The sequence below is a fragment of the Micromonospora maris AB-18-032 genome (assembly GCF_000204155.1).
Lineage (GTDB): Bacteria > Actinomycetota > Actinomycetes > Mycobacteriales > Micromonosporaceae > Micromonospora > Micromonospora gifhornensis.
On sequence record NC_015434.1, the window covers coordinates 916,274 to 930,406 of the forward strand.

General features: G+C 69.1%; 15 protein-coding genes. 8 read left to right on the plus strand and 7 right to left on the minus strand.

Annotated elements, in window-relative coordinates; genetic code table 11:
• Window positions 1-102 precede the first annotated feature (102 nt).
• The 3 genes from VAB18032_RS04295 (at window position 103) to VAB18032_RS04305 (ending at window position 3,171) form a co-directional block, all read left to right on the plus strand.
• On the plus strand, window positions 103-1,062 hold the full coding sequence (locus VAB18032_RS04295) for a daunorubicin resistance protein DrrA family ABC transporter ATP-binding protein (protein ID WP_013731558.1): 960 nt from the start codon (window positions 103-105) through the stop codon (window positions 1,060-1,062).
• 17 nt (window positions 1,063-1,079) lie between these two features.
• On the plus strand, window positions 1,080-1,835 hold the full coding sequence (locus VAB18032_RS04300; RefSeq protein WP_013731559.1) for an ABC transporter permease: 756 nt from the start codon (window positions 1,080-1,082) through the stop codon (window positions 1,833-1,835).
• Between the two features lie 133 nt (window positions 1,836-1,968).
• On the plus strand, window positions 1,969-3,171 hold the full coding sequence (locus tag VAB18032_RS04305) for an MFS transporter (RefSeq protein WP_013731560.1): 1,203 nt from the start codon (window positions 1,969-1,971) through the stop codon (window positions 3,169-3,171).
• Window positions 3,172-3,199: 28 nt separating this feature from the next.
• Here VAB18032_RS04305 and VAB18032_RS04310 read toward each other — a convergent pair whose 3' ends face one another.
• Complete coding sequence (locus VAB18032_RS04310; protein ID WP_013731561.1) at window positions 3,200-3,802, minus strand: TetR/AcrR family transcriptional regulator; 603 nt, start codon at window positions 3,800-3,802, stop codon at window positions 3,200-3,202.
• A gap of 103 nt (window positions 3,803-3,905) precedes the next feature.
• Here VAB18032_RS04310 and VAB18032_RS04315 point away from each other — a divergent pair, with 103 nt between their 5' ends.
• The 3 genes from VAB18032_RS04315 (at window position 3,906) to VAB18032_RS04325 (ending at window position 5,762) form a co-directional block, all read left to right on the plus strand.
• Entirely contained in the window at window positions 3,906-4,592 is a 687-nt protein-coding gene (locus tag VAB18032_RS04315) for an SDR family NAD(P)-dependent oxidoreductase (protein ID WP_013731562.1), read from the plus strand.
• A 6-nt stretch (window positions 4,593-4,598) separates the two neighbouring features.
• Window positions 4,599-4,946: an ester cyclase gene (locus tag VAB18032_RS04320; protein WP_013731563.1), complete on the plus strand. Its 348-nt coding sequence runs from the start codon at window positions 4,599-4,601 to the stop codon at window positions 4,944-4,946.
• Between the two features lie 162 nt (window positions 4,947-5,108).
• Entirely contained in the window at window positions 5,109-5,762 is a 654-nt protein-coding gene (locus tag VAB18032_RS04325; RefSeq protein ID WP_013731564.1) for an NADPH-dependent F420 reductase, read from the plus strand.
• 67 nt (window positions 5,763-5,829) lie between these two features.
• On the opposite strand, the gene VAB18032_RS04330 is transcribed toward VAB18032_RS04325, so the two are convergent.
• The 5 genes from VAB18032_RS04330 to VAB18032_RS04355 all read right to left on the minus strand — a co-directional run bounded on the left by VAB18032_RS04330 (window position 5,830) and on the right by VAB18032_RS04355 (window position 10,561).
• Window positions 5,830-6,483 carry an O-methyltransferase gene (locus VAB18032_RS04330; RefSeq protein ID WP_013731565.1) on the minus strand — a complete coding sequence of 218 codons (654 nt, stop codon included), beginning with the start codon at window positions 6,481-6,483 and terminating at the stop codon, window positions 5,830-5,832.
• Window positions 6,484-6,492: 9 nt separating this feature from the next.
• A complete protein-coding gene (locus tag VAB18032_RS04335) occupies window positions 6,493-7,137 on the minus strand; it encodes a Maf family protein (RefSeq protein ID WP_043719683.1) in 645 nt (214 codons plus the stop codon).
• A gap of 103 nt (window positions 7,138-7,240) precedes the next feature.
• Complete coding sequence (gene mycP / locus VAB18032_RS04340; RefSeq protein WP_081476019.1) at window positions 7,241-8,416, minus strand: type VII secretion-associated serine protease mycosin; 1,176 nt, start codon at window positions 8,414-8,416, stop codon at window positions 7,241-7,243.
• A 1,349-nt stretch (window positions 8,417-9,765) separates the two neighbouring features.
• Window positions 9,766-10,227 (minus strand): hypothetical protein, encoded by a 462-nt coding sequence (locus VAB18032_RS04350; RefSeq protein WP_043719686.1) that lies wholly within the window; start codon window positions 10,225-10,227, stop codon window positions 9,766-9,768.
• A 124-nt stretch (window positions 10,228-10,351) separates the two neighbouring features.
• On the minus strand, window positions 10,352-10,561 hold the full coding sequence (locus VAB18032_RS04355) for an acyl-CoA carboxylase subunit epsilon (protein WP_013731569.1): 210 nt from the start codon (window positions 10,559-10,561) through the stop codon (window positions 10,352-10,354).
• A 90-nt stretch (window positions 10,562-10,651) separates the two neighbouring features.
• Here VAB18032_RS04355 and VAB18032_RS33305 point away from each other — a divergent pair, with 90 nt between their 5' ends.
• The gene (locus VAB18032_RS33305; protein WP_013731570.1) at window positions 10,652-12,931 is read left to right on the plus strand and encodes a serine/threonine-protein kinase; all 2,280 of its coding nucleotides are present in this window, start codon (window positions 10,652-10,654) and stop codon (window positions 12,929-12,931) included.
• Between the two features lie 63 nt (window positions 12,932-12,994).
• Complete coding sequence (locus VAB18032_RS04365; RefSeq protein WP_043719689.1) at window positions 12,995-13,231, plus strand: hypothetical protein; 237 nt, start codon at window positions 12,995-12,997, stop codon at window positions 13,229-13,231.
• A gap of 114 nt (window positions 13,232-13,345) precedes the next feature.
• Here VAB18032_RS04365 and VAB18032_RS04370 read toward each other — a convergent pair whose 3' ends face one another.
• Entirely contained in the window at window positions 13,346-14,098 is a 753-nt protein-coding gene (locus VAB18032_RS04370; RefSeq protein WP_013731572.1) for a GH25 family lysozyme, read from the minus strand.
• Window positions 14,099-14,133 lie beyond the last annotated feature (35 nt).

Here is a 14,133-nt window from a genome sequence, read left to right on the forward strand (position 1 = left end):
GCGCACGGATTGGTCCGGCGTCGATCCGGCGTGGTGTCACACCGATGTGATCGGCTATCGATCACGATGGTGGCCGACAGCGGCCATGAACGGGGAGAAGCAATGATCGAGACCAGAGGGCTGCGCAAGTCGTACCGTAGCCGGGCCGGTCGGGAGACGAAGACCGTCGACGCGGTCCGCGGCGTCGACCTGGACGTGGCGGCGGGCGAGATCTTCGGGTTCCTCGGCCCGAACGGCGCCGGCAAGACCACCACCCTGCGGATGCTGGCGACGCTGATCGAGCCGGACGGCGGCCAGGCCACCATCGCCGGTGCCGACCTGCGCACCGATCCGGGTGAGGTGCGCCGCCGCATCGGCTACGTCGCCCAGGGCGGCAGCACCTGGGACGAGTCCACCGCCCGGGAGGAGCTGGTCCTCCAGGCCCGGCTGTACGGCATCTCGAAGGCCGAGGCGCAGCGTCGGGCCGTCCGCGCGCTGGAGGCGTTCCAGCTCACCGAGTTCGCCGACCGCAAGTGCAAGACGTACTCCGGGGGTCAGCGGCGTCGGGTCGAGATCGCGCTCGGCATCATCCACGAGCCGAAGATCGTCTTCCTGGACGAGCCGACCACCGGCCTCGACCCGCAGAGCCGGGCGCACATGTGGGACGAGATCCGGCGACTGCGCACCGACGGGATGACCGTCTTCATCACCACCCACTACCTCGACGAGGCCGATGCCCTCTGCGACCGCATCGCGATCATGGATCACGGTGAGGTGGTCGCCGAAGGCACGCCGGCCGGGCTCAAGCGCGAAATCTCCGGTGACGTGGTGCAACTCGGCCTCAGCATCAACGCCACCACCGAGGCGGAGAAGCTGCTCGCCGTCGAGGAGTACGTCAGCCGACTGGAGGCGCTCGACGAAGGCGGGCTGCGGCTCTTCGTCGACGACGGGGCCACCGCCATCCCGCGCATCCTGCGTCGTGTCGACGGTGCCGGGCTCGACCTCAAGTCGATCGAGCTGCACCGCCCGAGCCTCGACGACGTCTTCCTCACCAAGACCGGGCGCTCGCTGCGCGAGTCCTGACCCGACCAGGAGAACTCATGAAACTCGCCCGCGACACCTGGCTGATCTTCCAGCGCCAACTGCACCTGCTGCTGCGCAACCCGGTGTGGGTATTCGTCGGCGTCTTCCAGCCGGTGATGTACCTGCTGCTGTTCGCCCCGCTGCTCAAGCCGGCGTTGAACGCACCCACCCAGGCCGAGGCGTACAAGATCTTCGTGCCGGGTCTGCTGGTGCTGCTTGCCATCTTCGGCGGCCTGTTCCAGGGCTTCGGCCTGATCGCCGAGCTGCGCGCCGGGGTGATCGAGCGATCCCGGGTCACCCCGGTGAGCCGGCTCGCCCTGCTGCTCGGCCGCTCCCTGCGCGACGTGGTGTCGCTGCTGGTCCAGGCGGTCATCATCACCCTGCTGGCGCTCCTGTTCGACCTGCGCGTGTTCATCGGCGACCTGCTGCTGGCGTACCTGATGCTCGCCCTGATCGCGCTGATGACCTCGGCGGTCTCCTACGGCGTCGCGTTGAAGGTCAAGAGCGAGGACGCGCTCGCCCCGCTGATGAACACGGTCGCCCAGCCGGTGCTGCTGCTCTCCGGCATCCTGCTGCCGCTCGCCTTCGCACCCGGCTGGCTGCAGGGCATCGCCAAGTGGAACCCGTTCTCCTGGGCGGTCGACGGCACCCGGGCCCTGTTCAGCGGCGACATCGGCAACGACAAGGTCTGGCAGGGGCTGACCATCATCGCGATCCTGGCCGCCGCCGGCGTCTACTGGGCCGCCCGCCAGTTCGCCCGCAGCGTCCGCTGACCGGGTGAAAGGAAGGGCACCTTATTAACGCCTGCGGTAGAGCACGGGCCCCTTCTTAACATCCAAGCGCAGCGTGCGGAGAGTTCGCTCTCAGCGCGGGTCGGGCAGCGGCATGCGCTTGTAGCGTGGGCGCGTGCCTCGCCTTCTCCGCGACCGGATCACCTGGTTGGCCTACGCCCAACTCGGTCTGTGGGGTTTCTTCCTCTACGGCTTCGGTCCGGTGGTGCCGTTGCTGCGCGACGAGCAGGGCACCAGCGCCGCCGTCGCCGGGCTGCACAGCACCGCCCTCGCGGTCGGTGCCCTGGCCGGCGGCGCGCTGTTCGCCCCGGTCGCCCGCCGGTTCGGCCGGGCGCCGACGATCTGGTTCGGGCTGGCCGGCGTCGCCGCCGGGGTGAGCGGGCTGGCCCTGCTGCGCCCGCTGCCCGCCACCCTCGCCGTCGTCATGATGATCGCCACCGCCGGGACGCTGATCGTCAGCGGCGTGAACGTGGTGCTGACCACCCGGCACGGATCTGCCGCTCCGGCGGCCCTGGCCGAGGCGAACGCCGCCTGCGCCGGCATGGGCATCCTGGCCCCGCTGGTGATCGGGCTCAGCGTGAACGCCGGCTGGGGTTGGCGGCCCGGCATGTCCATCGTGGTGGCGCTTATCGCGCTGGTCGCCGTCGCCACCCTGACTCGACGCGTACGCGGACCGCGGGTCGCCGTCGTCCACCCGCACAGGACACCGGTTCCCGCTGGTACGCGTCGACTGCCGAAGGCGTACTGGATCGCCTGGGTGTTGATGGCGGTCACCGGCTCGATCGAGGTCTGCCTGTCCCTGTGGACCGCCGACGTGCTGCGGGTGCACGCCGGAATGGCGCCCGGTGCCGCCTCCGCGGCGGTGGCCGCAATCGTCGCCGGCATGTTCGTCGGACGGATCTTCGGCGGCCGGGTGGCCCTCCGGCTCCGCCCGGTACCCCTCCTGCTCGCCGCACTGGGAGTGTCGCTGGCGGGATTCGCCCTCTTCTGGGTCGCCTCGGTCGGCTGGCTGGCGGTCGTCGGCCTGGTGGTGCTGGGGCTGGGCAACGCCCTGCACTACCCGCTGGCCATCTCGCTCGCCCTCGCCGTCGCCGGTGACGCCACGGATCAGGCGGCGGGCTGGTCGGCGTACTCGATGGCTGTGGGTTTCGGGATCGCGCCGGTCGCGCTCGGCTGGGTGGCCGACGGCGTCGGTGCCCACCTGGCGTTCCTGCTGCTGCCCGGCTTCATCGCGGTGGCCGCGCTGCTCGCGGTACGACTCGGCCGGGCCCTGCCGACTCCGACGCCCGCCGAGCGGCCGACGCCCGCCTCCGTCTGACCGGACGGGTCCCCGCGCGACGTGCTGTTCAGCGCCGCTGGAGTGCGCCGACGGCGCGCAGGGCGATGTCGACGGAGGCCTGGAGTTCTTCGCGGCTCGCGCCGGCTGCGGCGTGCACCGCGTGGCCCTCGCTCAGCGCCATCACGAACCGGGCGAGCGCCGGGACATCCGTGTCGTCCGACAGGTCGCCCTCGTCCACGGCACGGGTCAGCCGTTCCGCAAGAGCCGCCTCGGTGGCGGCCCGACCGGCGGCCAGGATCTCGGAGATCCCGGCGTTCTCCGGTGAGCAGGCCAGGCCTCCCTGGATGGAGAGGCAGCCGGCGGGGTGATCGGCGGCGGTGAGGCCGTCGGCGCTGGCGCGCAGGAACGCCTCGATGGCGGCGTACGCGCTGGGTTTGTCGAGGGCGGCGCGGGCGGCGGCCACCTGGGTCTCGTGGTACCGGGCGAAGGCGCGTTGGAACAGCTGTTCCTTGCTGCCGAACGTGGCGTACAGGCTCGGCCGGTTGATGCCCATCGCGCTGGTGAGGGCGCTCAGCGACGCGCCTTCGTAGCCGTGCTGCCAGAAGACCTCGGTGGCGCGATCGAGGACAGCCTCCTCGTCGAAGGCGCGGGGACGTCCGATCGTGCTCATGACAGCAGTCTACCGCTCGGTACAGAAGTGACCCAAGCCACCAACCGATCGGTACAAAACCCTGTTACGCTGACTCGCAACTGATCGGTACAAAAGGAGAAGCATGACCGTCACACTGGTTACCGGCGCCAACAAAGGCATCGGCTTCGAAACCGCCCGACAGCTTCTCGAACTGGGCCATGCCGTCTACCTCGGCGCCCGCGACATCGAGCGGGGCAAGGCCGCCGCAGCAGCACTGGGCGCACCATTCGTCCAACTCGACGTCACCGACGACGCGTCGGTGAGCGACGCCCTCGCGACGATCGATGCGGCCGAGGGCCGCCTCGACGTCCTGATCAACAATGCCGGCATCCTCGGCTCCGGAGACATCGACGGACCGAAGGCGCTGCGGGTGTTCGACACCAACGCGGTGGGCATCGTCCGGGTCACCGAGGCCGCGTTGCCACTGCTGAGGAAGTCGTCGAACCCGACTGTCGTCAACGTCTCCAGCAGCATGGGATCGTTCTGGGCGGTGAACAACCCCGAACGGCCGGAGTTCGGCATCCCGATGGCGCTCTATGCGGCGTCCAAGTCAGCGGCCACCATGCTCACCGTCCAGTACGCCAAGTTGCACCCGGGCATCAAGTTCAACGCACTCGAGCCCGGCACCACAGCCACCGACATGACCGCCGACCTCGGGATCGGACGGCCGGTCGAGGAGAGCGCCAAGACGGTCGTACGCCTCGCCACGCTCGGCGTGGACGCTCCGACCGGAACCCTCACCGACGACCACGGCACCCTGAGCTGGTAGGGCGACATGACGACGCAAGAGGATCTCCGCAACTGGTACCTGCGCTACGTCGCGGCACTCAACGCCCACGAATTCGACGGGATGGACGAGTTCATAAACGACCAGGTCCTGCTCAACGGCAGGATGGGCACCCGGGACGACGTGCTCACCGTCCAGCGACAGGACATCGATGCCGTTCCGGACCTCCACTGGGAGGTCAAGGAACTGCTGTTCGACCGCAACCGCATCGCCGTACGCGCGATCAACACCGGCACTCCGGTGAAGAAGTGGCTCGGTGTCGCACCGTCCGGCACCTCCTTCGAATCGTCGAGTACGCCATCTATGAGGTCAGGGACGGCCGGTTCGTGCAGATGACCGCGCTGCACGACTCCGCCGAACTGCTCCGCCAGCTCACCGCCTGAGCAACGACCCTGGTCCGGACGCCCGCCCACCGGAGCGGGCGTCCGAACCAGCGGTCGGCACCGGCAGACGCCGCTGCTCGATCCGTCCAGGACTCGCAACAGAACGGAACAGTCAATGACAGCGATCGGAATCATCGGTGCCGGCGAAGTCGGCAGCCAGATCGCGCGTGCGGCAATCGCCACCGGATATCGCGTCGTCATCGCCAACTCCCGGGCACCCGGGACGCTGGACCGCCTGGTCGCCGAACTGGGCCCGTCGGCCCGGGCGGCGTACGCCGCCGACGCCGCCGCGGCCGGCGACTTCGCCGTCGTGGCGGTGCCCCTCAAGCTCGTCAACGACATGCCGGTCGACGAACTTGCCGGCAAGATCGTGCTGGACACGAACAACTACATGCCCTGGCGCGACGGCAACTTCCCGGTCGTCGACTCCGGCGAGAAGACGGTCCACGAGCTCCGCCAGGAGCAGCTTCCGACGTCGAAGGTCGCCAAGGCGTTCACCCACATCCAGGCACCCCGGCTGCTCACCTCCGCTCGACCAGCCGGTACCCCCGACCGGTTGGCGCTGTCGGTGTCGAGCAACCACCCCGACGCCGTCGAACTCGTGACGAGACTGTACGACCAGTTCGGCTTCGACACCGTGGACAACAGCCCGCTCAGCGAGTCCTGGCGTACCGAACCCGGCCAACCTGCCTGGTTGCGCCACGCCCACCAGAACCGCGAAGAGTTGACCCTCAACCTGGCCCGAGCACGACGCAAAGTGCAGGTATAGCCCGACCCGGTGGCCCGCTCCTGGCGCTCGCCCTGGCCGTGGCCCTGCCCCTGGCTCTCGCCCTGGCTCAGTGCACCCGGGCGAGGGTCAGACCGTCAGCGATCGGCAGCATCACCGCGTCCACCCGTACGTCGGCCAGGACATCGTCGTTGAAGGCGGCGATGGCCCGGTCGTCGGCGTTCTGCGGTGCGATGACCCGACCGTGCCGCAGCACGTTGTCGACGGCGATCACCCCGCCGGGCCGCATCCGGGGCACCAACTCGGCCCAGTAGATCGGGTAGCCGGTCTTGTCGGCGTCGATGAAGGCAAAATCCAGGTACCGCTCGTTCGGCAACTGCCGCAGCGTGTCCCCGGCCGGGCCGATCCGCAGGTCGATCAGGTCGGCCACACCGGCACGCGCCCAGTACCGGCGGGCGACACTCGTGTACTCCTCGGAGATGTCGAAGCAGGTCAACCGCCCACCGTCGACAAGCCCACGGGCGATCGCCAGCGCGGAGAGCCCGGTGAAGGTGCCCACCTCCACGGCCTGCCGGGCACCGAGCAGCCGGGTCAGGAAGGTCAGGAAGGCAGCCTGCTCGGGTGCCACCTGCATGGACGCGTGCTCCGGCAGCAGGGCCAGCGTCTCCTCGGCCAGGTCACGGATCACCTCGTCGGGCGGGGCACCGTGGGCCACCAGGTAGCCGTGCAGTTCGTCGGTGAGCGGAATCGACTTCAGCGTCATGCCGGGACGTTATCCGAGTGACTCGACCGACTGGTTACCCGGCGCGACCTTCGTCCACAGATCAGTGATCCGCAGGTCCAACTCGGCCAGCAGCCGCCGCAGCAGTGGTAGGGACAACCCGATCACCGTGCTCGGATCACCCTCGATCCGTTCCACGAACGGCCCGCCCAGACCATCGATGGTGAACGCGCCCGCCACCGCGAGCGGCTCACCGGTCCCGACGTACGTGGCGATCTCGTGGTCACTGATGTCGGCAAAATGCACCACCGTCGAGGCCACCGCCTCCGCCTGACGCCCCGCCTCGACATCGACCAGACAATGCCCACTGTGCAGCACCCCGCTGCGTCCCCGCATCCGTTCCCACCGCGCAGTGGCATCGTCGGGATCCGCCGGCTTGCCGAGGATCTGCCCTTCGAAGGCGAGCACGGAGTCACAGCCCAACACGAGCGTGCGCTGATCGTCGGCGGGCCGCAGCCGGGCCACTACCGCCTGCGCCTTCAGCCGGGCCAACTCAAGGCAGAGATCCTCCGCCCGCTCGGTCACCACAAGTGACTCATCGACCCCACTGACCAGCACATCCGGCTCGATGCCAGCAGCTTGCAGCGTCTTACGGCGGGCCGGGCTCGCGGAAGCAAGCACCAGCCGAACAGGCATCACATCAGGCACCTCGCCGACGTTACCGGTTGCCCGTCCGCCCCCGCCTCTGCGCCCAGACGCACGTCGTCGTGTCGCAGCCGCCCGTCCGGTCGCCGCGGAGTCAGCGACTGACCCGCGGTGGCGGATCATCGGACCTGCGGCGGTGCCGCACCACCAATGCCCAGGCCACACCCCCCGCCACCAGCAACCCCAACGTGACAAGCCCCCGCACGGTCGCCGCACCCCCAACACCGGCCGGCGGCCCATCGGCCGCCGCCGTGGTCGGGCCAGCCACATCCGGCGAGGTCGCCGGCACCGACTCAAAACCCCTCGGCGGTACGTCTGCCGTCAGCGCTGCCACCAGGTCGATGACGCCGTAGCCGTACTGGTCGTCGCGCCCCGGCGGCCCCTTGTCGATCGCGGTAGCGGTCAACCGGTGCGCCACCTCATCCGCCGGCAGATACGGATACTTGGCCCGCACCAACGCCGCCGCCCCCGCCACAATCGCCGTAGCGTCGGAGGTGCCATTACTGCGGCTGTAGTTCTCGCCCATGCTTGTGCTATATATGTCCTCGGCTGGAGCTACAACATCGACTTCAGGGCCTGTAACGGATATGGGTGCGATTCTTCCTGACCGATCGATCCCGCCCACGGCTATGACGCCTGGATACGCGGCAGGGAACGCCACCGTGGCTTCCTGCGGGTGGTTGCCGGACCCGGCAACCACAACAATGTTCGCACGTACCGCCGACTCAATGGCCTGTTGTAGCTTAATGCTCGGCTCGGCCGCCATGGAAACGCTGATGACCTGCGCGCCTCGCTCAATAGCGTAATCAATCCCACTAGCCAAGTCGTCTACGTTTGCGTGTCGACTGTCTAGGTTGACCCTTATCGGGATGATCTTCGCCTTGGGGGCGATGCCGAGAGCGCCTTTGGTAGTGCCTTGTCCATGGGCGGCGATAAGACCTGCAACCGTTGTTCCATGGCCGTCATTGTCGCGTCGGCCATCGCCACCTTTGTCTGGTGTAATGTCGATTCCCGGAAGCAAATTACCTGCCAGGTCGGGGTGTGGGTCGATCCCAGTGTCTGGCACCGCGACCGTCACACCTTCACCTTGGCTTATCGTGTGCGCTTTGGCGGTTTTCAGATATGTGAGATGCCATTGATCGCTGCGGATTCGATCAGCACCGTCTGTGGCTGTCCTTGATGTTCCGATTGTGCCTGTTGTGGAAGGAGTGAGGATGGCGGCTACTAGGATAATTTTGCTGATGGGGACTAAATAACTAATAAGGCCCATCTATCTGAGTCCGATTGCGGGTCCAGGGTCGATCGGCTCGTCGTCGTTGTCGGACTTAACAACCGGAAGGACTCCTCGGTCTACTTGCCAGGGTTGATCTGGATCCCATCGCCTTGTCTTGTCGTCTTGGTTACCAGATCTCCGCGAACTCATCATTCCGCCTGAGTTGGGCAAGCCGACTGCTGGCATGCCGCCGAATGAGGAGTTGGTATTGGGAAGTCCACGGCCTCCTCGGGGTCGCGAACCGGCCGCACCCGTAGGAGCAGTGCCGGCTGCACCGCCTCCGATTAATCCTCCGACTGGGTTAACGCGCCGAGGCTGCGCGGCGCTTCCTGAGGACGGGCCGGTTATCATTCCAGGAACCCCGCCGATTAGGCCGTTATTGGCTGCAGGTCGAGGTGCTGTCGACGAATGGGGTGCGGGAGTTGGCCGGCCGATGGAACCGGAAGATGATTGGCCTGTTCCGGGGCGCCCTGGCTGATAACCGGGGCCGACTGATGGCTCAATATGAAAGCCGGGGCTCGTGGGGGGAGAGGACGTCGACGGGGCCGCCTTGCCTGACGTTGCTGGTGGTGATACTGGGCTGGGTCGATTTCCACCAAGAACTGGTCCAATTCCCGGGGCCTTGGGTGCAGCAACTCGCCCGCCCGGTAGCTGTACGCCTGAGACTGCGCGAGCCTTTGGCGTTGGAATAGGAACAATAGGCGGAAGAATCGGGGCGGGTTCGACTATTGTGCCGTACACGTTCGGTTCATTTTGGTTGATGCCGCGGCCCGCGGAAGGCGGGGGAGGGGGTTGGCGGAGCATTGCTTGGGCTTGTTGGAGTTCGCTGCTGAGGCCGTACATGATGCCGCGCGCTCGGACGTTGAGGCGTTCGAGTTCGGCATCGGTTACCGGGGGTTCGCTGGCCCGACTGCCGGCGGCGGCTTTGGGGTCGGCGGCGATCGTCTCCCAGGTCCGCTTCTGCTGGAGTTTGCGGGCGTACTCCTCGTAGATCTTGCTCAACTCGGTGCGGGTGCTGGTGATGGCCTGGGTGGCGGCGGACAGCGCGGTCTGGTTGGCGGAGGCGGCGTCGTGCGTGCGTTGCACCTGGTCGATGAGGTCGTCGAGTTCGGCGACGTACGCCTTGGCGGCGGCGTTGGTCTCCGGCGGCCAGGCTCGGGCCAGGCCGTCGCGGTACGCCCTGAGGCGGGTGAGGTGCTGGCCTGCCAGGTCACAGACCTTGCGCCAGCCGGCGACGTGCCGCCAGTGCTGTTCGGTCTGGTGGTCCTGCACGCAGGCCCACATGTCGGCGACGTTCATCAGGTACCAGTTGGTGAGGCCGCCGCTGCGGCCGACGCCCACGTCTCTCATGGCAGCACCACTGGTCCGGGCTGGTCGGGGCCGGTGGGGTCGGCGAACGACGGCGACGGCGCCGGCGGGGCGGTGGTGATGCCGGGCCGGGCGAGGGCGCGTTCGATGTCGGCGACCCGGGCTGCGGAGAAGGCGTCGGCGTCGCCGTAGCGCAGCGCCACCTGGTGGGCGGCTTCCGCGAGGTGACCGGTGGTGTGGCCGACGCCCCAGACGGCGTTGGTGGCGGCCTGCTGGGTCTCCCAGTGTGCGCGCATGAACTGCACCAGCTCGATGAAGGCATCGGCAGGGTTGGACACCTGGGTGAGCATGTCGCTGGCGATGTAGCGCAGGTGCGGGGTGTAGTTGCTCTCGACCTCGGCACGTAGCCGGTCAGCGAATTCTCGCATCTGCCGGATGTCCGCCTCGATCGTGCGGTAACCGCCCAACCAGGACGCTTGTCGATCCTCTTCAGGGATCATCGCCCCTCCCAACCGTCACGGTCCGGTTCCCCAGAGTGAGGTTAATGGGTGACGTCGCCCACGGCTGCCCCGTCACAGTCCCTACGACAGCCGAGAAGCGGCTCGGCGAGGAGCGACGGGCCGGTCAGCGGGGCAGTGCGGACGCGCGCCAGGCGCCGGGACCGGGCAGGTGACCGTTGCTTCCCGGTCGGCCGCTGCGAGCCCACGTCGAGGTCGGTGCCGGGGCAGGGCCGGCGGCCCGGGGGCGGGTGACGACAGCGCCCACCAGCGCGGCCAGTTCCTCCGCGGTCGGCACACCGCGCACGATCCGCAACAGCGGCTCTTCCCCACACATGCCGCTCAGGGTACGTGGCCACCTTGATCTTGGTCGCAGAATGGCGTGCCGACGGTGTAGGTGTCAGCGCTGCCGGGTACCGTCTCAGCGATGTCAGACGCTTCCGCCTCCCAACTCGTCGCCGACCGGTACCGGCTCATCTCGCCGCTCGGTCAGGGTGGCATGGGTCGGGTGTGGAAGGCGCGCGACGAGGTGCTGCACCGCGACGTCGCCATCAAGGAACTCGTACCGCCGCCGGGTCTGACCAACGACGAGCGCCGCGAGATGCGGGAACGCTCGCTGCGCGAGGCGCGGGCCATCGCCCGGCTCAACAACGTCAACGTGGTACGCATCTTCGACGTGCTCCGTACCGATGGTGACCCGTGGATCGTGATGGAGTACGTTGCGTCGCGTTCGTTGCAGGACACGCTCGCGGAGGACGGGCCGGTGTCGTCGGCCCAGGCGGTCGAGATCGGCCTGGGCGTGCTGAACGCCCTGAAGGCCGCGCACAAGGCCGGCATCATGCACCGCGACGTCAAGCCCGGCAACGTCCTGCTCGGCACCGACGGGCGGGTGGTGTTGACCGACTTCGGGCTGGCCACCATCCCCGGCGACCCGAACGTCACGCGTACCGGCATGGTGCTCGGCTCACCGGCGTACATTGCCCCGGAACGGGCCCGCGACGGCACCGCCGGGCCGGAGGCCGACCTGTGGTCGCTGGGTGCCACGCTCTACGCCGCGGTGGAGGGCAAGTCCCCGTTCGCCCGGCCGTCGGCGATCGCGACCCTGGCCGCGCTGGCCACCGAGCCGGTGCCGCCGCCGCGTAACGCCGGCCCACTCAAGTCGGTGCTCACCGGGCTGCTCCGCAAGGACCCCCAGGAACGCATCACCGCCGAGTCCGCCGAGCGCATGCTCCGCAAGGCCAGCGGCCGGCGGGCCCGGAGCATCTCACTGCTGGGCGGCGCACGCCGACCGGGGCCCAACGGGCCGCGTGAGCCACGCCCGCCGTTGGTGCCGGCGCCGCGGCCGTCCGGGGAACGACCGACGACCCCGTCCGCGCCGGTCAGCCCGCCTGCCCCGCGTACGCCGCCGGTTTCCGGCCCGCTCGCCGCCGCCGGCGCCGTCGGGTCCTCGCTCAGCTCGGACGCCGCGCCGACGGCGAAGGTCCCCGCCGACGCCGCTCCGACGAGCAGGGCGGATGCTGCGGTCGGTTCCGACGCGGCGCAACCGGCAGGCTCGGACGCGGCACCCACCGTCCTGGTGTCCGGTGCGGACAGCCCGGTGGACGGGGGCGAAGCGGCCGGTACGAACAACGATGCCGGCGCGTCCCGGAGCGCCGACGCGGCGTCCGTGACCGCTGGTGGCGGGGCGGAGTCCGGTCTCGATGCCGACTCGGGTGCTACCGCCGGAGCGGGGGAGACGGACCAGTCGGGCGCGGCTGTTCCCGGTGGCGCAGCGGCGGACACCGGTGCGGAGCCGACGGCGAAGGTCGACCGCTCGACGTCCACGATGGACCGGGCGACCGCTCACCCGGACACGGATGCGACCCGCCGGGTGGATCCCGCGCCGGCCGGGGAACACACCCGGGTCGTACCGCAGCGGACCTCGCTGATGCCGTCGGTGCCGGATGATCCGACCCCGGCTCGCGGCTCCGTCTTCACCTCGGGCTTCCTGCGTTCGGAGCGCAACCGCCGCGGTCTGCTCGTCGGTGCCCTGGTCGCGCTGCTGCTTGTTGGTCTGGTGGTGGCGGTGCCGCTGCTGACCGGTGACGACGGCGGTGACGACGGCACGTCGCCGGGTGCGGCCAGCAGTTCCGGGACACCCACGGCAGCGACAAGCGAACCGGCCGCACCGCCGCCCACCAGCGCAGCCCCGCCGACCAGCGCGGCCCCGCCCAGCCCGTCGGCAACGCCCAGCACGGCACCGCCGACCAACGGTGCGCTGCCGGAGGGCTGGACGCTGCGAAACGATCCGGTCGGCTTCAAGGTGGCCGTGCCGGAGGGCTGGCGGCGCAGCGCCGGCGGGACCTGGGTGAAGTACCGGGACCCGAACGGCGTCAGCGAGTTGACCATCGACCGCACGGACAGCCCGGGACGGGACGCTGCCGCCACCTGGCGGCAGCTGGAGCCGGGCCGCAAGAACGTCCGTGGCGTGCAGAACTACCGGCTGATCGACATCTGGTCGTTCGACTGCAAGTGGCGGACCTGCGGCGACTGGGACTGGAAGCAGACCCGTAACGGGGTGGAGATCCGAGTCCGCAACCGGGGCTTCGTCACCGCCAGCAACCGCGGTTTCGCGCTGCGCTGGGAAGTGCCGAACAGTGAGTGGGAAGCGCAGCTGCCGAACTTCGAGACGGCCTTCCGGGAGTTCGTGCCCGACCGCCAGGACTGATCGACAGGCATGACCCTCCGTCGTTCGGGTATCTGATCTCCGACGACGGAAGGGAGGCCCGAGATGGGTTACCGAGGAAGGGATGCCCGACCGCGGCTGGCACTGTGGACGCTCGTGGTGCTCGGCAACGTCGTACTGCTGGTCGCCGCCGCCGGAGTCGCGGTGCTGGCGACCCTGTTGAGCCTGGTGACGCTGGCCGGTGCCGCGCTCGCCGGCTGGCACCTCACCCGCCGAGGCAGCGTCACCCGCCGGGGTGGCATGAGCGTGCCGGTCGCGCTCGCCTCGCGACGCCGCGCCTGACCCCTTACGCACCGACAGCGACGCCCGGCCTGAGCGCCGCGCGACGACACCTACGCCGACGATCGGCCGACGTCCGGGATGTCACGGGACGCCGGCCGGTCGTCGTGGCGTACGTCAGGTGTTGTTGGCCAGCGCGATCAGCCGGCTGCGGTCGCCGTTCCAGTAGTTGCGGTCCACCGCGCCGCTGATGCCGGGGACGCTGCCGGAGTCGGTGTACTGCCAGAAGCTCCAGAAGGGCGCGCCGGCCGGCAGGGCACCCACGGAGGACGACCAGCGGGCGATCCAGAGCGGGTGGTTGTTCCACGGGCCGCTCCAGCTGCCGGTGCACTGGTTCCAGAAGCTGGTGGTGGTGTAGATGACCGCGTAGCGGCCGGTGCGGGAGCGGTAGGTGTTGAGGAAGTCCTGCACCCAGTTGCGCATCGCGGTGGTGCTCAGGCCGTAGCAGTAGCCGCCGCTGTACGGGTTCGCCTCCAGATCCAGAGCGGCGGGCAGGGTACGGCTGTCGGCCGACCAGGCGCCGCCGTTGGAGGCCAGGTAGTTGGCCTGGACCGCGCCGGAGGAGATGTTGGGCCGGGCGAAGTGGTACGCCCCCCGGATCACCCCGGCGTTGTACGCGTTGACGTAGTTGGTGTTGAAGTTCGGGTCCTTGTAGCTCGTACCCTCGGTGGCCTTGATGAAGGCGAACTGAATGCCGGCGTTGCGCACGCTGGTCCAGTTGATGGTGCCCTGGTAGCGCGAGACGTCGATGCCGGGCACGGTGGCCGCCGCGGCGGGGGTCGCGGTGGCGACGAGCCCGGCGGCGGCGGTGGCGAGCACGGTGAGTGCGGCGGCGGTCAGCCGACGCAGCGAAGACCTGACCTGACTCATGGCGTCCTCCTGAGACGACAGTCAATTGACAGTCA